This window comes from Streptomyces sp. CRN 30 (assembly GCF_034105845.1).
In genome coordinates, this window is the sequence record NZ_JAVRHI010000500.1 from 1 (window position 1) to 24,816 (window position 24,816).

A 24,816-nucleotide genomic window follows, 5' to 3' on the forward strand; every position below is an offset into this window, starting at 1 on the left:
CGGCGACACCATCCGGGTGTCGCTCAGTGCCCCGCCGGCGGAGGAGGTCAAGGTCGGCATCCAGATCCTGCAGTCGCTGGGGCTCAAGGAGCGCCGGCTGGAGATCGTGTCGTGCCCGTCGTGCGGCCGTGCCCAGGTCGATGTCTACAAGCTGGCCGAGGAGGTCACCGCCGGTCTCGACGGCATGGAGGTCCCGCTCCGCGTCGCCGTGATGGGCTGTGTCGTCAACGGTCCCGGCGAGGCCCGCGAGGCCGACCTCGGCGTCGCCTCCGGCAACGGCAAGGGCCAGATCTTCGTCAAGGGCGAGGTCGTCCGGACCGTACCCGAGTCCAAGATCGTGGAGACGCTGATCGACGAGGCGATGAAGATCGCCGAACAGATGGAGAAGGACGGCGCGTCGGGGGAGCCCGCCGTCACCGTGAGCTAGAGCAGCACGGACCGAAGGGGGCCCGAGCGTGACGATTCTGGAGAACATCCGGGGACCACGCGACCTGAAGGCGCTGTCCGAGGCCGAACTCGGCCGACTGTCCGAGGAGATACGCGAGTTCCTGGTGCACGCGGTCGCCAGGACCGGCGGTCACCTCGGGCCCAATCTGGGAGTGGTCGAACTCACCGTCGCCCTGCACCGCGTCTTCGAGTCGCCCGCCGACCGCATCCTGTGGGACACCGGCCACCAGAGCTACGTGCACAAGCTCCTGACCGGGCGCCAGGACTTCTCCAAGCTGCGCGGGAAGGGCGGCCTGTCCGGCTACCCCTCGCGCGAGGAGTCCGAGCACGACGTCATCGAGAACAGCCACGCCTCCACGGCGCTCGGCTGGGCCGACGGACTCGCCAAGGCCCGGCAGGTGCAGGGCGAGCGGGGGCACGTCGTCGCCGTCATCGGCGACGGCGCGCTCACCGGCGGCATGGCCTGGGAGGCGCTGAACAACATCGCGGCCGCCAAGGACCGGCCGCTCATCATCGTCGTCAACGACAACGAGCGCTCCTACTCGCCGACCATCGGCGGCCTCGCCAACCACCTCGCCACCCTGCGCACCACCGACGGCTACGAGCGGATGCTGGCCTGGGGCAAGGACGTCCTCCAGCGCACCCCCGTGGTCGGCAACACCGTCTACGAGGCGCTGCACGGCGCGAAGAAGGGGTTCAAGGACGCGTTCAACCCGCAGGGCCTCTTCGAGGACCTCGGGCTGAAGTACGTGGGCCCCATCGACGGGCACGACATCGGGGCCGTCGAGTCGGCACTGCGACGTGCGAAACGTTTCCACGGCCCCGTCCTGGTCCACTGCCTCACGGAGAAGGGCCGCGGCTTCGAACCCGCCCTCGCCCACGAGGAGGACCGCTTCCACGCCGTCGGCGCGATGGACCCGCTCACCTGCGAGCCGCTCAGCCCCTCGGGCGGACCGTCGTGGACCTCGCTCTTCGGCGACGAGATCGTCCGGATCGGCGAGGAGCGCGAGGACGTCGTGGCGATCACGGCGGCCATGCTGCACCCGGTCGGCCTCGGCAAGTTCGCCGCGCGCTTCCCCGACCGGGTCTGGGACGTCGGCATCGCCGAGCAGCACGCCGCCGTCTCCGCCGCGGGCCTCGCCACCGGCGGGCTCCACCCCGTCGTCGCCGTCTACGCCACCTTCCTCAACCGTGCCTTCGACCAGGTCCTGATGGATGTCGCCCTGCACCGTTGCGGCGTCACCTTCGTCCTGGACCGGGCCGGTGTCACCGGTGCCGACGGCGCCTCCCACAACGGCATGTGGGACCTGTCCGTCCTCCAGGTCGTCCCCGGGCTGCGGATCGCCGCCCCGCGCGACGCCGACCAGCTCCGCGCCCAGCTGCGCGAGGCGGTCGCCGTCGACGACGCGCCGACCCTGCTGCGCTTCCCCAAGGAGTCCGTGGGCCCCGCCGTACCGGCCGTGGACCGGATCGGCGGCCTCGACGTCCTCGCCGCCGCGGACGACGCCGAGGTACTGCTCGTCGCCGTCGGCGTGATGGCGCCCGTCTGTCTCCAGGCCGCCGAACTGCTCACGGCCCGCGGTATCGGCTGCACCGTCGTCGACCCCCGCTGGGTCAAGCCCGTCGACCCCGCCCTGCCGCCGCTCGCCGCCCGGCACCGCCTGGTCGCCGTCGTCGAGGACAACAGCCGCGCCGCCGGGGTCGGCTCCGCGGTGGCGCTGGCCCTGGGCGACGCCGAGGTGGACGTACCGGTGCGGCGCTTCGGCATCCCGGAGCAGTTCCTCGCGCACGCCAAGCGCGCCGAGGTGCTCGCCGACCTCGGTCTCACCCCGGTCGAGATCGCCGGACGGATCAGCGCGAGCCTGGCCCTGGGCGAGCGGCGGACGGCGGACGGCCGGGCCGTCACGTCAGGTCAAGGAGAGAACTGAATGGCCAAGGAGTTCGACCTCGGCGCGCTGCTGGCCGAGCGCGGCGCCGAGCGGTACGAGCTGCACACCCGGCACCTCAACCACCAGCTCCCGCGCATGCTGCGCACCATCGGCTTCGACAAGGTCTACGAGCGGGCCGAGGGCGCCTACTTCTACGACGCCGACGGCAACGACTACCTCGACATGCTCGCCGGGTTCGGGGTGATGGGCCTGGGCCGCCACCACCCCGTCGTCCGCAGGGCGCTGCACGACGTCCTCGACGCCTCCCTCGCCGACCTCACCCGGTTCGACTGCCAGCCGCTGCCCGGCCTGCTCGCCGAGAAGCTGCTGTCGTACACCCCCCACCTGGACCGGGTCTTCTTCGGCAACAGCGGCACCGAGGCCGTCGAGACCGCGCTGAAGTTCGCCCGGTTCGCCACCGGCCGGCCCCGCGTCCTCTACTGCGACCACGCCTTCCACGGGCTGACCACCGGCTCCCTGTCGGTCAACGGCGAGGGCGGCTTCCGGGACGGCTTCGCGCCGCTGCTCCCCGACACACGCGTAGCCCTCGGCGACCTGGACGCGCTCGCCCGCGAGCTGAGGAAGGGCGACGTCGCCGCACTGATCGTCGAGCCGATCCAGGGCAAGGGCGTGCACGAGGCCCCGCCCGGCTACCTGCGGGCCGCCCAGGAACTGCTGCACCGGCACAAGGCGCTGCTCATCGCCGACGAGGTGCAGACCGGCCTCGGCCGCACCGGCACCTTCCACGCCTACCAGCACGAGGCCGGCGTCGAACCGGACCTGGTCTGCGTGGCCAAGGCGCTCTCCGGCGGCTACGTGCCCGTCGGCGCGACCCTCGGCAAGGACTGGATCTTCAAGAAGGTCTACTCGTCGATGGACCGGGTGCTGGTGCACTCGGCCAGCTTCGGGTCGAACGCCCAGGCCATGGCGGCCGGCCTCGCCGTCCTGCACGTCATGGACGACGAGGGCGTCGTGGCGAACGCCCGGACCACCGGCGACCTGCTCCGCTCCCGGCTCGCGGCGCTGACCGACAAGTACGAGCTGCTCGCCGACGTACGCGGCCGGGGCCTGATGATCGGCATCGAGTTCGGCCGGCCGAAGTCGCTCAAGCTCCGGTCCCGCTGGACCATGCTCCAGGCCGCCCGCAAGGGACTCTTCGCGCAGATGGTCGTGGTGCCGCTGCTCCAGCGCCACCGCGTCCTCACCCAGGTCTCCGGCGACCACCTGGAGGTCATCAAGCTGATCCCGCCGCTGATCGTGGGCGAGCGGGAGGTGGACCGGTTCGTGGACGCCTTCACCGAGGTCATGGACGACGCGCACAACGGCGGCGGACTGATGTGGGACTTCGGCCGGACGCTGGTGAAGCAGGCGCTGGCCCACCGGTGAACCGTTCCCGCCCATGTTTTTGCCTGTGAGGCAATGAATTTGCCTTGCAGGCAAAGCCGGGGCTGAATAGAGGGTATGAGCCCCTCGGAAGCCTCGCCGGCCTCGGCAGCGGAGCCCGTGACGGAGCTGCCCGCCGTGGCTCCCCAGCTCCGGGCGCTGCGCCGCCGCGCCTCCCTCACCCTGGAGGCCGCGGCCCGCACCGCCGGACTGTCACCGGCCCACCTCTCCCGGCTGGAGACCGGTCAGCGCCAGCCCTCGCTGCCCATGCTGCTCGCGCTGGCCCGTATCTACGGTACGACGGTCTCGGAGCTGCTGGGCGAGTCGGCCGCCGAACGGGACGCCGTCGTGCGCGCCGCCGACATGGAGCCGACCGCCGCGGGCGGCTGGACCTACCGGCAGGCCGGTTCCCCCGGCCGCGCCATGCAGGCGCTGCGCGTCCAGGTGCCGTACGGCTCCCAGGGCGACATCGTGCGGGTGCACCCCGGCGAGGAGTGGCTGTACGTCCTCACCGGTCGGCTGCGGCTGCGCCTCGGGGACGCCACTCACCTGCTCACCCCCGGGGACAGCGCCCACTTCGACTCGCTCACCCCGCACCGCATCGCGGCCCAGGACCACGACGGGGTCGAGCTGCTGTTCGTCCACACCCTGCTGCAGAGCCCCACGGCCGTGCTGTGCCTGGGCCCGACCCATGGAGAGACGCCATGAGCGACATCGAGGAGAAGTTCCCCCGCGCCCTGTGGGTGCGGCTCATCATCTACATCGCCGTCGGCCACGTCTTCGCGGCCTTCGTCTACCTGCTCTTCGAGGTCGGCGCGAAGTAACCGCGCGGCCGGCGGGAGACCGGTCAGTCCAGCAGGCGGTCGCGGAGGCGGTCCCGGGTCGCCGGTGCGATGCCGAGGCCCCGCTCCAGGTAGGCGTCGACGCCGCCCCAGGTCTTCTCGACGGTCTCGAAGGCCGCCTGGAGGTACTCGGCGCGCGCGTCGAACAGGGGGCTGAGCAGCTCCATGACCTCGGGGGAGTAGGCCGACTCCGCCGAGCCGCCCCGGCGGACCTTGTAGCGGCGGTGCTTCTCGTTCGACTTCAGGTAGTCCTCGACGATCGCGTCCCGCTCGACGCCCACCGCGAGCAGCGTCACGGCGATGGACAGACCCGCGCGGTCCTTGCCGGCCGCGCAGTGCATCAGGGCGGGGACGCTGTCCTCGGCGAGCGCGTGCAGCACCCGGGAGTGCTCGGCGGTGCGGTCGGTGACGATCGAGCGGTACGAGGCGATCATCCGGGCCGCGCCCCTGCCGTCGGAGAGGATCTCCCGCAGCTGGTCGAGGTCGCCGTCCCGGACCATCCGCCAGAACTCGGCGCCGTCGGCCGGGTCGGAGAGCGGCAGGTTCACGTTGCGCGTGCCCGGCAGGGTCACGTCGGGGCCTTCGAGCTTCTGGTCGGCGGCGTTGCGGAAGTCGAAGACCGTGTGCAGGCCCAGGCCGGAGAGGAACACCGCGTCCTCGGCGGTCGCGTGCGCGAGGTGACCGCTGCGGTAGAGGACGCCGAACCGCACCCGCCGTCCGTCCGTGGCCGGCAGGCCGCCCACGTCACGGAAATTGCGTACCCCGGCCAGCTCCGGCTCGGTCGACGGGATCTGCTGCGTCATGGATGCTCCTCCCGGTCGCGCACCGCGCCGCGGCTCGGCGGTCCGCACGGCTTTCGACGATACGGCATGGCTGCCACCTGCAACGAGACCGCGTCGGGCACTCTCCGGGGCCCGTGACACCGCTCCCGGACGCCCTCACCACCGCCCGCCCGCGCACGATCCGGAGCCCGGCGCGTACCAGGGAGCACGTCTTCCGATCGTGCGCCCCCGGTGGCCGACTGGCCATGACCGTCTTGGGCCCCTGGGGTGGCTGGGACGCAAGGACCGCACGCGGTGCACCCGGAGAGAGCCGCGCGAGCGCCGTCCACCGCGCCCGCCAGCGACATGACGCCGGAGGCGGCGCCCCGGACCGCCGACGGACAAGATCGTTCGGAAGGCTGGGATGGCCGGTGTCGGCGGTCACGGCCCCGCTAGTAGCGTCACGCTTCCGCACCACCGGTCGGGAGGGAGCGGAGCCGTGGCCGAACCGTGGCGGCACGAGAAGTACGAGCAGTACGAGGGCGGCAGCGCAGAGGCCGAGCACCAGGTCTTCCAGGAACTCGCGCGGAAGATCGCACACGTGCAGGAGGTGAACCGGCGCACCGGGCGCCTCGACCGGCCCGACCGGACCTTCCACGCGAAGACCTCGCTCGCCGTCGACGACGCCCGGCTGCGGTTCCGCGACGACCTGCCCCCCGACCTGGTCGAGGGGTACGCTCGGCCCGGCGCCGAGTACCGGGCCGTCGTCCGGATGTCCGCCGCCTCCGGCATACCGCAGCGGGACGCGGCCCGCGACCCGCGCGGCATCGCCGTCCGGGTCGTCGTCTCCGACGACGAGCGCCATGACCTGCTGATGCTCAACTTCCCCGCCTCGCACGCCGCCGACGCCCGCGAGTTCGTCGGCTTCGCCACCGTCATGGCGGGCGCGACCAGCACCCTCCAGGTCGCCCTGCGGTTCCTGTTCGCCCTGCCCCGGGAGGTCGGCCGCCCCGCCGCGAACCGGATGCGGCGCACCCTCCAGGCCGCGGTCCGCCGCCGGGTGACCAGCCTCGCCCGGGAGCGCTACTGGGGACAGACCCCGATCCTGTGGGGCGACGCGGGACCGGTCCAGTACCAGCTGCGCCCCGTCGCCGACGAACCGCCCGGCGACCGGCCCGACCGGCGCAACCCGCACTACCTCCACGACGAGCTGGCCCGGCGGCTGCGCCGCTCCGACGTCGTCTTCGACCTCTGCCTCCAGCGCTTCGTGGACGGACACACCACACCCGTCGAGGACGCCTCCGTCGAGTGGCGGGAGGACGCGGCGCCGCCGGTGCCCGTCGCCCGGCTCACCGTCCCCGGCCAGGACATCGACTCCGAAGCGGCCAGGGCCACCGCCGAACGCGTCGACCGGCTGGCCTTCACACCCTGGCGGACCACGGACGCCTTCCGGCCGCTCGGCAACCTCAACCGCTCGCGCGACGCCACCTACGGGGTGAGCAGCGCCCGCCGGCTGGAGGAGCCGTGACCGGGCGGCACCGGGCCCACCGCCACCGGAGCACCACCCACACGCCCACACGGGGGGAGACCACCATGGCAAGGAAAACCGCCGCCGGTAAGCGGTCCGCCGCGGTCTACGGGCTCGCCGGCATCCGCATCTTCAACGGGGTCGCCGGACTGCTCGCGCCGACGGTCCTCATCGACCGCCTCGACCGCGACTCCGAACCCAACCCGGCCGCCGTCTACGCCTTCCGGCTCTTCGGCATCCGCACCATCCTCCTCGGCCTCGACCTGCTCACCCAGCGCGGCGAGCGCCTGGAGGAGGAACTGCGCGAAGGGGTGCTCATCCACGGCAGCGACACCATGACCGCCGCGGTCCTCGGACTGCGCGGCGCGCTGCCGCCCCGTACCGCCGTGCTCACCACCGCGATCTCCGCCGCCAACACCGCCCTGGCCGTCAGCGCCCTGGCCGTCGACCGGGGCAAGAAGTGACGTCGGCCGGGACCGAGGGGTTCGACTACATCGTCGTGGGCTCCGGCGCGGGCGGCGGACCGCTCGCCGCCCGCCTCGCCGAGGCCGGGACGCGGGTCCTGCTGCTGGAGGCGGGCGGCGCCGAGACGACCGACAACTACTCCGTGCCCGCCTTCCACCCGGACGCCTCCGAGGACCCCGTCCAGCGCTGGGACTACTTCGTCCGCCACTACGCGGACGAGCAGCAGCACCGGCGCGACAGCAAACTCGTACCGGACAAGGGCATCCTCTACCCGCGGGCCGGGACGCTCGGCGGCTGCACCGCGCACCACGCGCTGATCACCGTCTACCCCTACAACGCCGACTGGGACCGGATCGCCCGGGAGACCGGCGACCCCTCCTGGAACGCCGAGGCGATGCGCTCCTACTTCGAGCGGATCGAACGCTGCGAGTACCGGACCCGGCCGCGCACCCCGCCGTCGAACCGGCTGCTCGCCGCCCTGCTCAAGGCGGTGCCGCTGGTCTCGCGCCGGTACGCCAACACCTCGCGGCACGGCTTCGACGGCTGGCTGCCCACCCGGCTCGCCGACCCCCGCCTCGTCGTCCGGGACAAGCAGCTGCTGAAGATCGTCCTGAACGCGGCGGCGGGCGAACTGGAGGACTTCCTCGGCCGGCCGCTGTCCCCGCTGGAGGGACTGGAGTCCCTGGTCGACCCCAACGACTGGCGGGTGCAGACCGACGCCCTGGAAGGGCTGTGGCAGATACCGGTCTCCGTGACCGCCGACGGGCGGCGCAGCGCCGTGCGCGAACGGGTCGCCGCCGTCCGCGAGCGGTACCCGGACCGGCTCGTGGTGCGCCGGCACGTCCTGGTCACCCGGGTCGTCCTGGACGAGAACCGCGACGCCGTCGGCGTCGAGTACCTCGACCGGGAGCACGTCTACCGGGCCGACCCGGCCGCCGGCACCGTCCCCGACAGCGACGTCCCCGCACCCCGGCTGGTACTCGCCGGCCGCGAGGTCGTCCTGGCGGCCGGCGCCTTCAACACCCCGCAGCTGCTGATGCTCTCCGGCATCGGCCCGCGCGACGAACTGGAGCGGCACGGCATCCCGGTCCGCGTCGACCTGGAGGGCGTCGGCGGCAACCTCCAGGACCGCTACGAGGTCGGCGTCGTCAGCCGCACCAGCCGGAACTTCCCGCTCCTCAAGGGCTGTTCCTTCCACGCCCCCGAACCCGGTGCCACCCCCGACCGCTGCTACCGGGAGTGGGAGCGCGGCCGAGGGCTCTACACCACCAACGGCTCCATCGTCGGAATCACCCGCAAGTCGCTGCCCGAACTGGACGCGCCCGACCTGTTCATCTTCGGGCTGCCCGCCGACTTCCGCGGCTACTACCCCGGGTACAGCAAGGACGGGCTGCTCCACCAGGACCGGTTCACCTGGGCGATCCTGAAGTCCCGCACCCGCAACACCGGCGGCCGGGTGCGGCTGGCCTCCGCCGACCCCCGGGACACCCCGCTGGTCGACTTCCACTACTTCACCGAGGGCACCGACAAGGACGGCGTCGACCTGGAGGCGATGACCGACGCCGTCGAGTTCGTCCGCTCCATGAACCGCAGGGCCGGCGCGCTGCTCGGCGAGGAGCTGTGGCCCGGCGAGCAGGTCCGCGGCCACGAGGAGATCCGCCGCTGGGTACAGGACGAGGCCTGGGGCCACCACGCCTCCTGCACCTGCCCCATGGGGCGGCCCGACGACCCGAGGACCGTCGTCGACAGCCGGTTCCGGGTCTGCGGCGTCGGACGGCTGCGCGTCGTGGACGCCTCCGTCTTCCCGCGCATCCCGGGATTCTTCGTCGCCACCCCGATCTACATGATCAGCGAGAAGGCCGGCGACGTGCTGCTCGCCGACGCCACACCATCCACGAACCAAGGGCAGGGGGAACCCCGATGAGCGATCAGCGACCGACGGCCCGCGGCTCCGCCCCGGGCTACCGCCGCACGCTGCCGTGGCGGATCGTCACCGGCATCGCCCAGACCCTGGACCGGCGGATCGGCTGGGACAAACTGCCGCTCCCGCTGGGCCTGGCCACCCTGCTCGGGCTGCGGGTGAAACTGCGGCAGGAGAACCTGCACGACACGGAGGGCGTCCCCGCGGTGAACGTGCCCGAACCCCCGCCCCGCACCGGCGACGGGCACCTGGTCAACCGCACGCCCGACGGCAGCCACAACGACCTGGGCTCCCCGCGGATGGGCATGGCCGGCACCCGCTTCGGCCGCAACATCCCGCTGGACAAGATCGCGCCGGCCTCGGCGGCCGAGGTGCTCTCCGAGCCCAACCCCCGCGTCGTCAGCAGGGAACTGCTCACCCGCGGCGACCTCATCGCCGCCACCACGGTCAACTCCCTCGTCGCCGCCTGGCTCCAGTTCATGGTCCGCGACTGGTTCAGCCACGGCACCAGCCCCACCGACCGGCCCTGGACCGTACCGCTCCTCGACGACGACCCGTGGCCCGAGCGGCCGATGCAGATCATGCGCACCCCCGACGACCCCACCCGCGACCCGAGCGCCCCCGCCGGCACCCCCGACACCCGCGTCAACGCCTTCTCGCACTGGTGGGACGCCTCCCAGATCTACGGAAACAGCGAAGAGGAACAGCGCGCGATGCGCACCGGCAAGTACGGCAAGCTCCGCGTGTGGGGCGACGCGCAACTGCCGTTCCCCTCCGACCCGGACCGCGACCCCTCCCGGGTCCCCGGCTTCTGGCTCGGCCTCGCCCTCATGCAGCGGCTCTTCACCGAGGAGCACAACGCGATCTGCGACCACCTGCACGGGCAGTACCCGAACTGGGGCGACGAGGAGCTGTTCCAGCGCGCCCGCCTGGTCAACGCGGCCCTGCTCGCCAAGATCCACACGGTGGAGTGGACCCCGGCCGTCATCAGCCACCCGACCACCGTCACCGCGCTGCGCACCAACTGGTGGGGCCTGGCGGGGGAGCGGGTGCACAACCTCTTCGGCCGGATCAGCGACTCCGAGGTGATCAGCGGCATCCCCGGCGCCGAGACCGACCACTACGGCGTCCCGTACGCGCTGACCGAGGAGTTCGTCGCCGTCTACCGGATGCACCCTCTCGTCCGCGACGACTGGCACCTGCGCGCGGCGGCGGACAACGCCACCCTGCGCGAGGCCGGCTTCCGGGACATCGCAGGCCCCGAGACGCTGAAGGTGCTGGAGCAGATCCCCACGGCGGACCTGCTGTACAGCTTCGGCACGCTCCACCCCGGACTGGTCACCCTGCACAACTTCCCCAAGGCGCTCCAGGAGTTCGAGCGGCCCGACGGCCACCTCCAGGATCTCGCGGCCACCGACATCCTGCGCAGCAGGGAACTCGGCATCCCGCGCTACAACGAGTTCCGCCGGCTGCTCCGGCTGAAGCCGGCCGCCGACTTCTCCGAACTCACCCCCAACGCGGAGTGGGCCGACCAGATCCGGCGCGTCTACCGGGGCGACATCGAGAAGGTCGACCTGACCGTCGGTCTCTTCGCGGAGAAGCTCCCCGCCGGATTCGCTTTCAGCGACACGGCGTTCCGCATCTTCATCCTGATGGCGTCCCGCCGCCTCAACAGCGACCGGTTCTTCACGAAGTACTACACCCCCCAGGTGTACTCGAAGGCCGGGCTGCGCTGGATCGACGACAACACCATGGTGAGCGTGCTGCTGCGGCACCACCCGGAGCTGCGCACGGCCCTGTCCGGGGTGGAGAACGCGTTCTGGCCGTGGAACGTGGCAGGGAAACCGTAGGAGGTGAGTGTGATGGCGACCGACCTCAAGGCGGACCTCGTCCTGGAGGGCGGCGGAGTACGCGGCCTGGGTGCCGCGGGCGCCGTCATCGGCCTGCTGGAGGAGGGCTACGCCTTTCCCCGGGTCGCCGGTACGTCCGTGGGCGCCATCGCCGCGGCCCTGGTGGCCGCCGGGGTGGGACCCAAGGAACTGCGCGACATCATGAACCGCCTGGACCTGACCCGCATCCCCGACCGCGGGCCGCCCGGCCTGCCGCTGCTGAGCGAGGGCATCTCCCTCCTCGGCGGGCGCGGCGCCTACCGGGGCGACTGGATCCGCGACTGGCTGGAGCGGGAACTGGGCGACCTCGGCGTCACCACCTTCGGCCAGCTCCGCTACGACGACCCGGAGGGCGACAGCGACCTGCCGGAGAACAAACGGTACAAACTGGTCGTGATGGCCACGGATGTGACCCACGGACGGCTGCTCAGGCTCCCCTGGGACTACTGGCTCTACGACCTCGACCCCGACGAGCAGAAGGTCGCCGACGCGGTCCGCTGCTCGCTGTCGATCCCGTTCTACTTCCGGCCGTGCACCCTGACCCACCGCGCGACCGGCGAGCAGTCGGTGATCGTGGACGGGGGCATCCTGTCCAACTTCGCCGTGGACACCTGGGACCGCACCGACGGAAAACCCGCCCGGTGGGACACGATCGGCGTGCGCATCCTGCCCGAGCTGCCCGCCGGGATCGCACAGCTCTTCCCGGCCGCGGCCGTGGTGATGTCCCCGGTGCTGCGCCTGCTGCAACAGGTGGTGGCGACGGCCCTGGTGGGCCGGGACCAGACGAGCCTGGAGCGGCCGGGGGTCCGGGACCGGACGTTCGCCGTGGCCTGTCAGAACGTCGGCATCACCGACTTCGGCATCGGCGAGGAGGCAAGGGAGGCGCTGGTCGAGGAGGGGCGCCAGGCCGCGAGCGAGTTCGTACGGCGCAGGCGGTCGTGACGGTGCCGGCCGGCTAGCGCGGTCCGAATAGAACGGTATGCCCTGACGTGCCCCGATCCCGTGCCCGACGGATCGGGGCACGTGAGCAGCGTCATAGATATGCGAGATCCGTGACGTTGTGCCCCTTTTCATGCCCATGCAAAACAGGGCCCTGTCATGGGCGTTCACCCCCGGCGGCCCGGCCGCGGTGCACGGAGGGTGACGGATCTTCCTCGCGGTGGATCAAGCGGAACACCCTTCCCGCGCAACCCACGCTTGTCCCTGTGCGTCCTGGTCCCTTACGTTCCTCACCGATCCGGACGGACGCCTAATCCTGCCGCCGCCCGGAGCCCGAACCCACTCACCACCCGTCACGGCAGGAGCGGGGGACCCACAGGTACGACCGCCTGTTCCGGTTCCCGGGACGGCTAGGGGTCAAGCCGCGCCCACGGCACGGCCGGGCATCTCCAGCCCGAACCCGACAGCTCACCTCGCAGGCGCCGGAGAGGGAACTCGACATGCCCGCGAAGGGTAAGCACCGTCGTACCAGGACCAGCCGCCTGGCCCGCACCATCGCCGCCGCCGGAACCGGCGGCGCCGCGCTCGCGCTGCCGCTGATCGGAGCCGCCGGCGCCCACGCCGCCGACGCGCAGCAGGACACGTACACCGTCGTGGCCGGCGACTCCCTGGTGAAGATCGCCGACGCCCAGGACGTCGACGGCGGCTGGAAGCAGCTCTACGCCGACAACCGCGACGCCATCGGCGACGACCCGGCCCTGATCCGCCCCGGTCTGAAGCTCACCCTCGACGGCGGCGACAAGGCCGGCACGACGAACGCGACGGCCTCCTCCGCCAAGACCGCGGCGGCCGCGACGGACGACACCTCCGCCGGCTTCGTCTCGCCCGTCAGCGGCGGCACCGTCGGCACCCCGTACCACCAGTCCGGCTCCATGTGGTCCAGCGGCTACCACACCGGCACCGACTTCGTCGTCCCGACCGGCACCTCGCTGAAGGCCGTCGGCGCCGGCACCGTCGTCTCCGCCGGCTGGGGCGGCGCGTACGGCAACCAGGTCGTCATCCAGCTCGCCGACGGCCACTACGCCCAGTACGCCCACCTGTCCGCGCTCTCCGTCTCCAGCGGTGACTCCGTGACCGCCGGGCAGCAGATAGGTCTCTCCGGCGCCACCGGCAACGTGACCGGACCGCACCTGCACTTCGAGATCCGCACCACGCCGGATTACGGCTCGGACATCGACCCGATCGCGTACCTGCGCTCGCAGGGCGTCTCCGTCTGAATTCCGCTCCCCGCGAGCACGGCCCGCCGCTTCTGCGGCGGGCCGCGCTTATTCCGGAATTGGTGAACACTTTAGGAGTGGCTTTTCTCACCGCCCGTCAACCCCTGCCTACGGTCGCGTAGGTCACAAACAGAGGTGAATCATGGGCCGACGTGGACGATTCGAAGAGTGAGAAGAGCGACGAGAGAGCAGTCATCGGGTCGTACGTGGCGGTGGGCGACAGCTTCACCGAGGGCGTCGGCGACCGCGGCCCGGACGGGGCGTTCGTCGGCTGGGCCGACCGTTTCGCCGTCCTCCTCGCCGACCGGCGGCCGGAGGGCGACTTCACCTACACCAACCTGGCCGTGCGCGGCCGGCTGCTCGACCGCATCGTCGAGGACCAGGTACCCCGGGCCGCCGAGCTCGCACCCGACCTGGTGTCGTTCTGCGCGGGGGGTAACGACATCATCCGGCCGGGCACCGACCCCGACGAGCTGGCCGAGCGGTTCGAGCGGGCGGTCGCCGCGCTCACCGCGACGGCCGGGACGGTCCTGGTGACGACCGGGTTCGACACCCGCGGGATACCGGTCCTCAAGCACCTGCGGGGCAAGATCGCGACGTACAACGGGCACGTGCGGGCCGTTGCCGACCGCTACGGCTGCCCCGTGCTCGACCTGTGGTCGCTGCGCAGCGTCCAGGACCGCCGGGCCTGGGACAACGACCGGCTGCACCTCTCTCCCGAGGGGCACACGCGCGTGGCGCTCCGCGCCGGGCAGCTCCTCGGCCTGCCGGTGCCCGCCGACCCGGACCAGCCCTGGCCGCCACTGCCGCCGCGCGGCACGCTGGAGGTCCGCCGGGACGACGTGCACTGGGCGCGGGAGTACCTGGTGCCGTGGATCGGCCGCCGGCTGCGCGGCGAGTCCTCCGGCGACCACGTCACGGCCAAGGGGACGCTGTCGCCGGCCGACATCAGGACCCGGATCGCGGCGGTGGCCTGACGGCGAGGCCGGCGCGCCGCGTGTGGCGTGCGGGGCGTACGGATGTGACGGCCGGAAGCGACGGCTGTCACACAGGCCGACCATAATGGAGGTCTGACCTACTCCACCTGGAGGTACCGTGGCCGGTTTCCGTATCCCGAATGCCGGGCTCCGCGCGCCGCGGCCCGCGGCCTTCGGCGCGGACCCGAGCGGCGAGCGCATGGCGCGCATCCGCAATTCCCCGCACTTCGCGAACGGCGTCTTCCAGAACCCGGGAGGCACCGCCCGCACCATGCCCTCCGGATCGTCGGCGGAGCTGGCCAAGACCTACCTCGACCGCCGGGCGCGGGCCCGGCGGTCCCCCGGCGGAACGATCCCCGTGCACCCCACCACGGTCGCCGACCTGGCCCGCCCGCCGGCCACGGGACTGCGGATCACCTGGGCCGGGCACTCCAGCGTGCTGGTGGAGGTGGACGGGCAGCGGGTCCTCTTCGACCCGGTGTGGGGCGAGCGCTGCTCCCCGTTCCCGTTCGCCGGTCCCAAGCGGCTGCACCCGGTGCCGCTGCCGCTGGCCGCCCTCGGCCCGGTGGACGTCGTCGTCATCTCGCACGACCACTACGACCACCTGGACATGCCGACCATCAAGGCGCTGGCCGGCACGGACACCCTGTTCGCGGTGCCGCTCGGCGTCGGCGCCCACCTGGAGCACTGGGGCGTCGCGGCCGACCGGCTGCGGGAACTGGACTGGCACGAGGAGACGAAGGTCGGCGGTCTGACCCTCACGGCCACCCCGGCCCGCCACTTCTGCGGCCGGGCCCTGCGCAACACCCAGCACACTCTCTGGGCCTCGTGGGTGGTCGCGGGGGAGGAGCACCGCGTCTACCACAGCGGTGACACCGGTTACTTCGAGGGCTTCAAGGAGATCGGCGCGGCGCACGGCCCGTTCGACGTCACGATGGTCCAGGTCGGGGCGTACTCGGAGTTCTGGCCGGACATCCACATGACGCCGGAGGAAGGCGTCCGCACCCACCTCGACCTCCAGGGCGGCACCCCGGGCGGCGTCCTGCTGCCGATCCACTGGGGCACGTTCAACCTCGCGCCGCACGCGTGGGCGGAGCCGGGGGAGTGGATGAGGGACGCGGCCGACGCGGTGGACCAGCCGGTGGCGTTCCCCCGTCCGGGAGAGCCTTTCGAACCGGCGGGAACGCTGCCGGTGGAACCGTGGTGGCGCTCGATATCGGCCCCGCTCGCCCGGCCGTGGCGCAAGCCCGGCGACCTGGAGCCCGGACCGAAGCCGAAGAAGGGGGACCTGGACCTCGCCGGCGAGCGGTGAGGGCCGGGCCGCGCCTCCGGCCGGCGCACCGGGCCGACCCCGGGGTTTCCTCCGGGCCGGTCCCCGAGGTGCGCGCCCGGGAGGACTCCCTAACGTCGTGCCGACGGCCGGAGAACCGGCCCGACTCCAAGGGGGTACTCATGGGACCGAACGACGCTCAGATCGTGCGGGTGTTCAGCCGCGAACCGAAGGGACCGATCGCGGATGTGACACTCGACCCCACCAAGGACGCGGAGATCGTGCTGGAGGCGGAGGCCGGCGCGACCCTGCATCAGAACGCCGGCAAGTACCGGGTGTCCCTCGTCGTACGCGACCTCAGCGACGGGACCGGTATCCCCGCGTTCGTGACCGGTGTCGCGACGGCCGGTGAGGTGCAGGGCAGCTTCACCGACGCCAACTGGCCGAACCTGGCCGCCTCGTTCCCGTTCGTCGTCAGCAGCGCCACGTTGCAGAACCACCGGGGGCACATGGCGCAGGCGTGGGGATCGGTGCTGTACGGCACGAACCAGCCGGGCGCCACGTTCGCCGTCGGCGACCCGTTCCAGATCCTGCCGTAGCGGCACCGTCCGCGCGGTGACGCGGTGACGCGGTGACGCGGGCGACCGGGGCGACGTACCGCCCGGTCGCCCGCGATCCGAGCGGCGGGATCGCCGGGCATCGGGCTCGCCGAGCGTCGGAATCGGCGAGCGTCGGGAGCGCAGAGGGTGCCGAGTGCCGGGATCGCAGGGCGCCGGGATCGGCGAGGTCCGGTCCCGGCGTACGTGTACGGCCCGCCCGGCCCACCCGGTGCGGCCCACCTACCCGGTGCGGCCGACGTACCCGGCTCGGCCGCTTGCGGCAGGCGGAAGCGGCGGACGGGACCGGGCCGCCTGCGCGTGCGTCGCCCCGGGAGCGGGCCGGACGCCGCAGCCGAGCGGGTGCGTTCGCACGACCCGGCCCGCGCCCACCCGCCCCACGGAGGTCCTGTGACACCTCCGGTGCGCCCACATCGGCCTCGGGCCCCCCGACGAACCCCCGGCGGAAGCCCGGCCCGACACCGGCGGCAGCCGGCGCCCGCGGCGGCGTGCGCGGCGGACGGCGCTGTCCCCCCGGCCGGTGCTCCTCCACAATGAGCGGTGCACGGTTGGGGGACCACCTGTGAGCACTGCGCCGGAGCCGCACTTCGTGGGCCGCGAGGACGAACTGTCCTGGATGCGCGCGCGACTGCGCGCGGCCGCGCGCGGCGAACCGCAGACCGTCCTGGTCGAAGGACCCCCCGGCATCGGCAAGACCTGCCTGGTCCGCCGCTTCCTCACCGAGGCCGACCCCGGCTGCCGCGTCCTGCGGGCCGGTGGCGACGAGGAGGAGACGCGCCTCCCGTACGCCGTCGTGACACAACTCGTCGCCGGTGCGGCCGAGGAACCGGCCCCGGTCCTCGGCGAACTCGGCCACTGCGTCGGTCCGGGCACGGCGGCCGTACCGGACCCCGTTCTCGTCGGCTCCGCCCTGCTCGACCTGATCGGGGAGGCCGAGGGACCGCTGCCCGCCGTCCTCCTCGTCGACGACGCGCACTGGGCCGACAGCCCGTCCCTGCACGCCCTCACCTTCGCCCTGCGCAGGCTGCGCGTGGACCGGGTGCTCACCGTCCTGGTGACGCGCGACGCGGGCGACCCCCGGCTGCCGCCGGGCCTGCGCCGCGTCCTCGGCGACGACACCACGCTCAAGCTGAGCCTGGGCGGGCTCACCGTCCAGGACGTCCGCCGGCTCGGCCTCGCGCTCGGCCGCGCCCCGCTGTCCGGCTGGGCCGCCGTCCGGCTGCGCGAGCACACCGGGGGAAACCCGCTGCACACCCAGACCCTGCTGCGCCGCTCCTACCCCGAGGTCACGGCCGGCAAGGAGGTGGTCCTGCCCGCGCCGCCCGGCTACGAGCGGCTGGTCAGCGCCCGGCTCGACGCCTGCGGACCCGCCGCGCGCCGCCTGGTGGAGGCCGCCTCCGTCCTCGGCACGGCCGGCCCCCTGCACCTGGCCGCCCGGACGGCCTCCGTCACCGACCCGTTGGAGGCACTCGCGGAGGCCGTCGAGGCCGGTCTGCTGCGGGACGCCACGGCCGGCGGCATGCCCGAGACGGTGTTCCCCCACCCGCTCACCCGGGCGGCCGTGTACCAGGGGCTCAGCCCGGCCCTGCGTTCCCGGCTGCACCTGCGCGCGGCGCGGTTCTCGGACGACCGGGCGGTCGCCCTGCACCACCGGGCGCACGCCGCGGTGGGACCCGACGCGGAACTCGCCGACGCCTTCCACCGGTTCGCCGAGTGCCGGGCCGCCGAGGGGGCGTGGTCCGCGGCGGCCGCCGCCGACATGACCGCCGCCCGGCTCTGCCCCGACCCGGACGGCCACGCCAAGCGCTTCCTCCAGGCCGTGGAGTACCTGCTCCTCGCCGGGGACGTCGGCCAGGCGGTCGACCTGGAACAGGACGTACGGAAGCTGCCGGCCGGCGCCGAACGGCACTACGTCCTCGGCCACCTCGCCCTCACCACAGGGCGGCTGGAGGAGGCGGGCCGGGAACTCACCGGCTGCTGGGACGCCTGCGACCAGCGCACTCCCCGGGCCACGGTGCGCTGCGCGGCGGAACAGCTCGCCTCCCTCCACCTCATCCAGTCCCACACCCGGGAGGCCGTCCTGTGGTCACGCCGGGGCCTCGACCTGCCACCGGGACAGCGCTCCTCCTTCCTGCGGGAGGCGCTCACCATCGCGCTGGGCCTCGAAGGGCGGTACGACGAGGCCTTCGCCGCCGTCGCCCACCTTCCTCCCTCGGGACCGCGCAGCCGACCGGCGGAACTCGACGGACTGATGGCCCGCGGTCTGCTCCGGCTGTGGCGGGGCGAACTGAGCCGCGCCCGCCAGGACCTGACCGAAGCCTTCGACTGCCACCGGCGCGGCGGACTGCCCTACGCGGGACTGATCGCCCTCTCCTTCCTCGTCGACGCGGAGTACCGCGCCGGACACTGGGACGACGCCATCGCCCACGGCACCCAGGCGGTGTCGCTGGCCGAAGACACCGACCAGGTGTCCGTCCTCGCCATGGTGCACTCGCTCGTCGCCGCGCCGCTGGCCTGCCGCGGCGACTTCGACACCGCCGCCGAGCACGCCGACCGGGCCGCCCGGTACGCGCGGGAACTCGACGACGTCAACGACCTCGCCCTGGCCTGCACGGCGCTCGGGACCGTACGGACCGCGCGGGGCGATCACGAGGGCGCGCTGGACGCCCTGCGGCGTCTGCTCGACCCGGCGCTCGTGCACGGCGCCGCCCTCGCCGAGACCGGTCCCGTCCAGTGGCGGCCCCTGCTCGCGGGGGCCCTGGTGCGCACGGGACACCCGGAGGACGCCGAGGCCGTGCTCACGCCGTACGAGGCGGGTGCCGCGCGGCACGACCACTGGCTGGACCTGGCCGCCGCGGCCCGCTGCCGGGGCTCCCTGGAAGCCGCCCGGGGCCGCCCCGACGCCGCCGCGCGGGCCTACCGCGCGGGCCTGGAACACCTCGGCCGGGGCGAGCCCTGCTGGGAGTCGGTCCTGCTGGACCTCGACCACGGCACCTTCCTGCGGCGCTCGGGCAAACGCGGGGCCGCGGCGCTGCGGCTCCGCTCCGCCCAGAAGGCACTGCACCGCCTGGGCGCCCTGCCGTACGAGGAGCGGTGCCGCAAGGAACTCGCCGCGTGCGGACGGGCGGTGGGGCACACAGTGGACCCGCCCCACCCCGTCCTGACGGTCCAGGAGCTGACCGTGGCCCGGCTGGCCGTCAAGGGCCTGACCAACCGGCAGATCGCCAGGGAACTCGTCCTCAGCGTCAAGACCATCGAGTACCACCTCGGCCACGCCTACGCCAAGCTCGGCATCACCTCCCGCATGGGCCTCGTGCACCGTCTCTCGCCCGGGGGCGGCTGACGCCCGCTGCCGGGCGGGCGCCCGCTCCGGCACCGGGCACAGGGCGACTTCGGTGATTCCGCTCGCTTCGATGTTCTATGGTGCGTTCTGTGGCGCACACGCGCACTTCGGGGGATACGGAAGCCGTCAGCAGCGAGTGACGTGCCGTCAGCCCCCGTACCCCGACCGGTACCTGTACGGAGCAGACGTCAGCCCTCCCATGAGCGCACACCCCGGCACCACCCCGCCCGCCGAACCCACGCCTCCCCGACCCACGTCCCCCGAACCCCGTGCGCGCGCCCGGCGCGGCGGCCGGGTCCCGGTGATCGTGACGTGCGGCCTCCTCGTCCTCGCCGCCCTCGTCTGGACCGGGCCCGGCCTGTACCACCGGCTCACCACCACCGACCCGGCGCGGAGCGACGACGCCCCGCGGGGCGGCTACACCCTCACCGTCTACTTCACTCCCAGCGAGGCGTACTACGACGGTCCGCGCCGCGACATCCGCGACAAGGTCTGCCCCGGCGAGGAGTTGCCGGACGCCTTCCCCGCCGACTATCTGGAACGCGTCGACCTGGAGGGCTTCGGCAGGACCGCCCGCGGTGACTACCTCGGCTGGGACTTCGACGAGCACTGCTACTTCGCCACCGACGAACCCCCGGTCGGCTCCCACGACAACGCCCTGGTGCCCTGGCGCTCCGTGGCCGCCAACCACCTCCCGTACGGCACGGAGATCCGTATCGGCGACTGCGGTCCGGGCGTCCCCGGCGACATCTGCGCACGCGTGAAGGCCGCGCACTGGCGCGTCGACGACCTGTGCAGCATCGGCTGCGACGACACCAACCACCTCGACCTGTACATCGGCGAACAGACCCGCGCCGACCTCGAGGACGAGGACTACTACTTCGTCACCGAGGGCGCCACCGTCCGCGCCCGCGCGCCCGAGCCCAAGGGCTGAACGCGGGTACCCCGGGTTCCCTACAGACGCAGGTCGTGCCCGACCGGGCCGGTCCGCCCGGTGTACGGCACCCGCAGGAACTCCGCGTGGGGCGCGTGCTCAGCCGCCGACACCACCAGCGTGTGGTGGCCGGGGCGCAGGCCGTCCACGCGGTAGCGGCCCGCCCGGAACGGGCCGGCCGTGACCCGCTTGCCCCGGCCGTCGATCACCGTGATCCACCCGGCACAGCCGGCGGGATGCGCGGCGCACCGGACGGCACCGGTGACGGTGACACCGCCTCCGGCGGCGTTCACGGAGGCCGCGTCGAGTGTGCCGGCGGCGACGGCCGTGGTGGGCGTGGTGACAGGGGCGGACGCCTCGACGTCCGCCGTGGCCGTCCCGGAAGCCGATGTCGGGCCGGGGGCCACGGAAGGCTCCGTACCGGCGTCCCGCGGAGCGGGCCGTACGGTCCACTCCGCCACCAGCGCACGCGCCCGGCGTTCCATCGGCGTGCGCGCCGTCTCCGCGGACGCGACGCCGCGCACGGTGAGCCCGCACCGCTCCGCGTACCCGGCGAGCGCCTCGTCCAGCGCGGCCAGTTCCCACAGCGCCCGGCGCAGGCGGACGACGCGAGGGCCGGGCGGCGCCAGCTCCAGCTCCTCCCGCAGTTCGCCCACGAGCGGCCCGACCCGCTGCCAGGTCCCCTCCGGTTCGCCGGAGGCGAGGGACCGCTCCAGGGCACAGAGCGAGGCGGCCAGTTCGGTGGTGACCCGTGTGAACCGCTCGGCCTGCCGGGGCGCCAGGTCCACGTCGATGTCGGCCGCCGCCGCCAGGGCGCGGGCGTGCCCGGTGGCCGTGGTCAGCAGCGCGGTGCGGTGGTCCGTGTCCCGGCCCCGCACGCCGAGCGGCATCCGCACCAGCGGCCGGGCCAGGCTCACCACCTGGAACAGGGCCGCGTCCACCGCGCGGGCGGCGCCGCGCAGCCGGACCGGGGCCTCCGGGTCCCGCCAGCGCTCGGCGACCTGCCCGACGAGGCCGTCCACGGCCAGGACGTAGCCGCGCTCCGCCTCCCGGGTGATCCGCCGGCTGGAGAGCGGGAAGACCAGCGCGGCGCACGCGGTCGCGACGAGGATGCCGACCCCGTTGTCGAGCAGCCGCTCCCCGAGCAGATGGTCCATGCCGTCGTACGGCGTCGTCAGCCCGTAGAGCTGCACCAGCGCGACGACGAGGCCCACGACCCACAGGGCGTAGGCGCGCTGCATCCCCCAGGCGCCGAAGGTCAGGCCGAGGACGATGACGGTGAGCGTGGCACAGACGTGGCCGGTGCCGAGGACGCCGAGGAGGGCGATGCCGATCACCGCCCCGACCACGGTGCCCGCCATGCGGTGGCCGAACTTGCGCAGCCGTTCGTGTGTCGTGTTCGTACCGAACAGTGTGATCATCACGCCGACGAGACCCCAGTAGAAGCGCTGCGGGTCGATGGCGTCGGTGAGCGGGCAGACGATCGCGGCGGCGATCCCGGCGTGCAGGGGCGCGCGGACGTAGGGGACGACGCGGCGCCAGCTGTTCTCCGTGCCCGCCGCGAGCGCACGCCGGGTCGCCGCCGCCGAGCCGGGCGGCAGACCGCGCTCCAGGGCGACGGTCGGCTGGAACGGCACCTTCGACGGCGACTGCGGGGAGTGCCGGCCCAGCGCCAGCCACGAGGAGAGCGAGCCGGCCAGCGAGTCGAGGAGGCCGGCCACGCGGTGGGCGAGTTCGACGGTCTCCGCCCGCCGTTCGCCGGGCCCGGCGTGGTGGAGGACGTGGTCGGCCTCCCGGCGGATGTGCTCGGCCGCGGGGCCGAGCCCGCGGGCGCTGCCGAGCGGGGTGTCCCGGGAGAGGACGAAGCCGACGGCCATCGCCTCGCGCAGCCGCGGCGGCACGTCCCGGCCGGTCAGGTCCTGGACGGCGCGGCCGATGCCGCGCAGGGCGAGTTCGGCGTCGAAGAGGTGGCGGTGCAGGAGTTCGGCCGCGCCGGGGTCGGCGGCGACCTCGGGCTGAGCGAGCCGCCCGTCGATGGTGACGGTGGTGACGTTGAGGCGGCGCAGCGAGCGCGTGATGCGGCGTACGGCCCGCTCCTGGTCGGCGTCCGGGTCCAGCGCGTCGACGGCGGCGTCCGCCAGCCGCCGGGCCTCCACGACGAAGGCGCGCTGGGTGCGCAGCAGGTCCTCGCGCGGCATGGGGTAGCAGAGCAGCAGCCGGGTGGCGAGCACCGCGGCGGCGGAGACCAGAGCGACGGCGAACGCCCGGCCGGACATCCCGGCGGGGATGTCCGCCATCATGCCGACCATCAGGCCGTTGAAGAGCATCATGCCGGTGAGCAGGTACAGCTGTCCGAACCGGGCCAGGAAGAAGGTCAGCGCCAGCGCGACGATCATCAGCCCGATCTCCAGGGCCCGCTCGCCGTGCAGCTCGGCGGCCACCCAGAGGACCGCGGCGTAGGGGAACGGCATCCACAGGATGGCGCGGGCCAGCCGCTGCCAGGTGTTCTCGGCGACGGCGAAGGCGCTCATCAGGCCCATCATCCCGCCGACCATCATGCCGATCATGGCGGGCAGGTCCAGCGCCCGAGCCATGCCGTAGCCGGTCGCGAGGGCGGTCACCATGGCGACGAAGGTCCGCCAGCCCGCCTGGAGCTGGCCGAGGCCGGGATCGGCCGCGAGTACCCAGTCCCACCGCCGGGGCGGCCCGCCGACCCGACGGGGTGCGACGGTGTCCGCCGCGCGGGCGGCGTGTGCCGGTGCGGGCGCCGTCTCCGACTGTGCCGTCTTCGACTGCGCCGTCTCCGACTGTGCCGTGTCCGACTGCGCCGTCTCCGACGGTGCGGTGCTCGGGCTGCTCAACTGGCCTCCGAATCGTGGGTTCCTACGGGGGTGACAAACGTCGTGCGTGCGGTGTCCTCCGCGGCCTCCGCGGACTCCATGGCCCGCGTCAGCGCCGTCAGTGCCTCGCGCGCGGCGCCGACGGCGCGCTCGGAGTCGTCCACTCCCGCGTCCAGGCCCCGGAGCAGCGCCGCCGCCATGCGCCGGCGCCCCCGCTCCAGCAGCTCCCGGCCGGCCGGGGTCAGCGACGCCTCCACGACGCGCCGGTCCGCCGCCGAACGCGTGCGTGTCGCGAGGCCCCGCTCCTCAAGGCCCTGGAGGACCACGGTGACGCGCGGCTGCACCATGCCGGTGTACGCGGCGAGCGCGGTCACCCGCCGGGGGCCGTCCTCCAGTGCGTCGAGGACGGCGACCTGGCTGCGGGTCAGTGCGAGGTCACCGGCGCGGAAGAGTGCCTGCGAAAGCCGTCCGATGCCTCTCAGCAGGCCCCGGGCGGCACTCTCGATGCGCTGCTCGTCGGTGGGGACCGCGGGGGACGACGATTGATGCATATACCAATTATATGTTTGTCGAGAGCGGCGTCGGAACCATGCGCGAGCAAAATGCCTGCTCGTGTGTTGTTTGACGGCTCCCGGGCGGGTAGGGACACCTGAGGTCGCCCGAGGCGACATACCGGTAAAGGATGCGTAGAAGCACAGGAACAGGAAGAGGAGGGTTCGATGTCCTCGAAGCGACGTCGTAAGAAGAAGGCCCGCCGCAAGAACGGCGCGAACCACGGCAGCCGTCCGCAGAGCTGAACCGGCCGCACACGTCCATGGGTGGGTGACACTGTCACCCACCCATGCGTGTGTCCGGACCGATCCCCTCCTCGTCACCAAGAGTGACAATCTTCGACCAGCCCCGACCGCTCCAGACCGCTCGCGACCGTTTCCGTGCCACTCCGGAACGGGTGCTTCACCGGCTTATCGGTCTGTCGTACGAGGGCTCATACCAGAGCGGGACGATGTCCGGGGGACTTCGTCAACTGCCCATCGCGGGTGAGGCGCAGGCGACTACTGTGAGTGTCCGCGATGGCGCATGCCCGCGTGGCGCACCACGTGCGAGCACCCAGCCCCGACGGACCAGTACACGAGGACACCGATGTCTCACCTCCGCGCCCCGGCCGTGCGCGCAGACCGCCGTGAGGGCGGGCGGCACGGCCGGCCGGCCGCCCGTACCGAGCCCGTGCTGCCGGACACCCCCGTACGGTCCCAGCTGCTGCGCCTCGCCGTACTGCCCCCCGTCGCGGTCGCCCTCAGCGCCTCGGCGGCCGTGCTCTTCACCGTCCGCTCCACCGGCACCCGGCCGGCCCCGGCCCTGTGGGCCGTCCTGGCGGGCGCGGTCTCGGTCACCGTCGCCGCCGTCGCCATCGCGGCCGTCGCCGCCGACCGCGCCGCCCGCTCCGTGCACGAGCGC

General features: G+C 73.2%; 20 protein-coding genes, 1 pseudogene and 1 riboswitch. Of the genes and pseudogenes, 18 read left to right on the forward strand and 3 right to left on the reverse strand.

The features are described from left to right. The 5 genes from UW392_RS56905 to UW392_RS56925 form a co-directional block, all read left to right on the forward strand. Positions 1–427 (forward strand): flavodoxin-dependent (E)-4-hydroxy-3-methylbut-2-enyl-diphosphate synthase (locus UW392_RS56905; protein ID WP_320783368.1); only part of this gene is annotated, 427 nt, incomplete at its 5' end. A gap of 28 nt (positions 428–455) precedes the next feature. Then, positions 456–2,375 carry a 1-deoxy-D-xylulose-5-phosphate synthase gene (dxs, locus tag UW392_RS56910; RefSeq protein ID WP_320783369.1) on the forward strand — a complete coding sequence of 640 codons (1,920 nt, stop codon included), beginning with the start codon at positions 456–458 and terminating at the stop codon, positions 2,373–2,375. Continuing rightward, complete coding sequence (locus UW392_RS56915; RefSeq protein ID WP_320783370.1) at positions 2,376–3,761, forward strand: aspartate aminotransferase family protein; 1,386 nt, start codon at positions 2,376–2,378, stop codon at positions 3,759–3,761. Between the two features lie 75 nt (positions 3,762–3,836). After that, positions 3,837–4,466 (forward strand): XRE family transcriptional regulator, encoded by a 630-nt coding sequence (locus tag UW392_RS56920; RefSeq protein ID WP_320783371.1) that lies wholly within the window; start codon positions 3,837–3,839, stop codon positions 4,464–4,466. Continuing rightward, on the forward strand, positions 4,463–4,582 hold the full coding sequence (locus UW392_RS56925) for a DUF6126 family protein (RefSeq protein WP_320783372.1): 120 nt from the start codon (positions 4,463–4,465) through the stop codon (positions 4,580–4,582). The genes UW392_RS56920 and UW392_RS56925 overlap by 4 nt, the downstream gene beginning before the upstream one ends. A 23-nt stretch (positions 4,583–4,605) precedes the next feature. Here UW392_RS56925 and UW392_RS56930 read toward each other — a convergent pair whose 3' ends face one another. After that, positions 4,606–5,403, reverse strand: a complete 798-nt coding sequence (locus tag UW392_RS56930; protein WP_320783373.1) for a tyrosine-protein phosphatase — start codon at positions 5,401–5,403, stop codon at positions 4,606–4,608. Between the two features lie 457 nt (positions 5,404–5,860). On the opposite strand from UW392_RS56930, the gene UW392_RS56935 reads away from it, so the two are divergent. From UW392_RS56935 to UW392_RS56985, 11 genes are all read left to right on the forward strand, one after another. Then, positions 5,861–6,889, forward strand: coding sequence for a hypothetical protein (locus tag UW392_RS56935; protein WP_320783374.1), 1,029 nt, complete (start codon positions 5,861–5,863; stop codon positions 6,887–6,889). 65 nt (positions 6,890–6,954) lie between these two features. After that, positions 6,955–7,353, forward strand: a complete 399-nt coding sequence (locus tag UW392_RS56940; RefSeq protein WP_320783375.1) for a hypothetical protein — start codon at positions 6,955–6,957, stop codon at positions 7,351–7,353. Further along, on the forward strand, positions 7,350–9,278 hold the full coding sequence (locus UW392_RS56945) for a GMC family oxidoreductase (protein ID WP_320783376.1): 1,929 nt from the start codon (positions 7,350–7,352) through the stop codon (positions 9,276–9,278). The genes UW392_RS56940 and UW392_RS56945 overlap by 4 nt, the downstream gene beginning before the upstream one ends. Continuing rightward, complete coding sequence (locus tag UW392_RS56950; protein ID WP_320783377.1) at positions 9,275–11,125, forward strand: peroxidase family protein; 1,851 nt, start codon at positions 9,275–9,277, stop codon at positions 11,123–11,125. Before UW392_RS56945 ends, UW392_RS56950 begins: the two co-directional genes overlap by 4 nt. Positions 11,126–11,137: 12 nt before the next feature. Then, entirely contained in the window at positions 11,138–12,106 is a 969-nt protein-coding gene (locus tag UW392_RS56955) for a patatin-like phospholipase family protein (RefSeq protein WP_320783378.1), read from the forward strand. Positions 12,107–12,444: 338 nt separating this feature from the next. After that, positions 12,445–12,600, forward strand: a riboswitch (cyclic di-AMP (ydaO/yuaA leader). Between the two features lie 3 nt (positions 12,601–12,603). Next, positions 12,604–13,380, forward strand: a complete 777-nt coding sequence (locus tag UW392_RS56960) for a LysM peptidoglycan-binding domain-containing M23 family metallopeptidase (RefSeq protein ID WP_320783379.1) — start codon at positions 12,604–12,606, stop codon at positions 13,378–13,380. 152 nt (positions 13,381–13,532) lie between these two features. Beyond that, the gene (locus tag UW392_RS56965; protein ID WP_320783380.1) at positions 13,533–14,357 is read left to right on the forward strand and encodes an SGNH/GDSL hydrolase family protein; all 825 of its coding nucleotides are present in this window, start codon (positions 13,533–13,535) and stop codon (positions 14,355–14,357) included. A 118-nt stretch (positions 14,358–14,475) separates the two neighbouring features. Further along, positions 14,476–15,669 carry an MBL fold metallo-hydrolase gene (locus UW392_RS56970; protein ID WP_320783381.1) on the forward strand — a complete coding sequence of 398 codons (1,194 nt, stop codon included), beginning with the start codon at positions 14,476–14,478 and terminating at the stop codon, positions 15,667–15,669. 140 nt (positions 15,670–15,809) lie between these two features. Beyond that, a complete protein-coding gene (locus tag UW392_RS56975; RefSeq protein WP_320783382.1) occupies positions 15,810–16,226 on the forward strand; it encodes a hypothetical protein in 417 nt (138 codons plus the stop codon). A gap of 580 nt (positions 16,227–16,806) precedes the next feature. Next, complete coding sequence (locus UW392_RS56980) at positions 16,807–19,587, forward strand: helix-turn-helix transcriptional regulator (protein WP_320783383.1); 2,781 nt, start codon at positions 16,807–16,809, stop codon at positions 19,585–19,587. Between the two features lie 199 nt (positions 19,588–19,786). Next, positions 19,787–20,521 carry a hypothetical protein gene (locus UW392_RS56985; protein ID WP_320783384.1) on the forward strand — a complete coding sequence of 245 codons (735 nt, stop codon included), beginning with the start codon at positions 19,787–19,789 and terminating at the stop codon, positions 20,519–20,521. Between the two features lie 20 nt (positions 20,522–20,541). Here the strand turns inward: UW392_RS56985 and UW392_RS56990 are convergent, their stop codons facing one another. Both UW392_RS56990 and UW392_RS56995 read right to left on the reverse strand, forming a co-directional pair. Beyond that, positions 20,542–23,382, reverse strand: coding sequence for an FUSC family protein (locus UW392_RS56990; protein ID WP_320783385.1), 2,841 nt, complete (start codon positions 23,380–23,382; stop codon positions 20,542–20,544). Continuing rightward, positions 23,379–23,912, reverse strand: coding sequence for a MarR family winged helix-turn-helix transcriptional regulator (locus UW392_RS56995; protein ID WP_320783386.1), 534 nt, complete (start codon positions 23,910–23,912; stop codon positions 23,379–23,381). The genes UW392_RS56990 and UW392_RS56995 overlap by 4 nt, the downstream gene beginning before the upstream one ends. A 168-nt stretch (positions 23,913–24,080) precedes the next feature. Here UW392_RS56995 and UW392_RS67200 point away from each other — a divergent pair, with 168 nt between their 5' ends. Next, positions 24,081–24,158: a 50S ribosomal protein bL37 gene (locus UW392_RS67200; RefSeq protein ID WP_370443954.1), complete on the forward strand. Its 78-nt coding sequence runs from the start codon at positions 24,081–24,083 to the stop codon at positions 24,156–24,158. Positions 24,159–24,501: 343 nt separating this feature from the next. After that, positions 24,502–24,816, forward strand: a pseudogene (locus tag UW392_RS57000) (ATP-binding protein); the annotation flags it as partial.

What these genes read in the sequence shown, in the direction of transcription:
- UW392_RS56960 (WP_320783379.1), top strand. Translation starts at nt 12,604, where the DNA reads ATGCCCGCGAAGGGTAAGCACCGTCGTACCAGGACCAGCCGCCTGGCC.
- UW392_RS56920 (WP_320783371.1), top strand. Translation starts at nt 3,837, where the DNA reads ATGAGCCCCTCGGAAGCCTCGCCGGCCTCGGCAGCGGAGCCCGTGACG.
- UW392_RS56995 (WP_320783386.1), bottom strand. Translation starts at nt 23,912, where the DNA reads ATGCATCAATCGTCGTCCCCCGCGGTCCCCACCGACGAGCAGCGCATC.
- UW392_RS56915 (WP_320783370.1), top strand. Translation starts at nt 2,376, where the DNA reads ATGGCCAAGGAGTTCGACCTCGGCGCGCTGCTGGCCGAGCGCGGCGCC.
- UW392_RS56925 (WP_320783372.1), top strand. Translation starts at nt 4,463, where the DNA reads ATGAGCGACATCGAGGAGAAGTTCCCCCGCGCCCTGTGGGTGCGGCTC.
- UW392_RS56950 (WP_320783377.1), top strand. Translation starts at nt 9,275, where the DNA reads ATGAGCGATCAGCGACCGACGGCCCGCGGCTCCGCCCCGGGCTACCGC.
- UW392_RS56985 (WP_320783384.1), top strand. Translation starts at nt 19,787, where the DNA reads ATGAGCGCACACCCCGGCACCACCCCGCCCGCCGAACCCACGCCTCCC.
- UW392_RS67200 (WP_370443954.1), top strand. Translation starts at nt 24,081, where the DNA reads ATGTCCTCGAAGCGACGTCGTAAGAAGAAGGCCCGCCGCAAGAACGGC.
- UW392_RS56940 (WP_320783375.1), top strand. Translation starts at nt 6,955, where the DNA reads ATGGCAAGGAAAACCGCCGCCGGTAAGCGGTCCGCCGCGGTCTACGGG.
- UW392_RS56955 (WP_320783378.1), top strand. Translation starts at nt 11,138, where the DNA reads ATGGCGACCGACCTCAAGGCGGACCTCGTCCTGGAGGGCGGCGGAGTA.
- UW392_RS56975 (WP_320783382.1), top strand. Translation starts at nt 15,810, where the DNA reads ATGGGACCGAACGACGCTCAGATCGTGCGGGTGTTCAGCCGCGAACCG.
- UW392_RS56930 (WP_320783373.1), bottom strand. Translation starts at nt 5,403, where the DNA reads ATGACGCAGCAGATCCCGTCGACCGAGCCGGAGCTGGCCGGGGTACGC.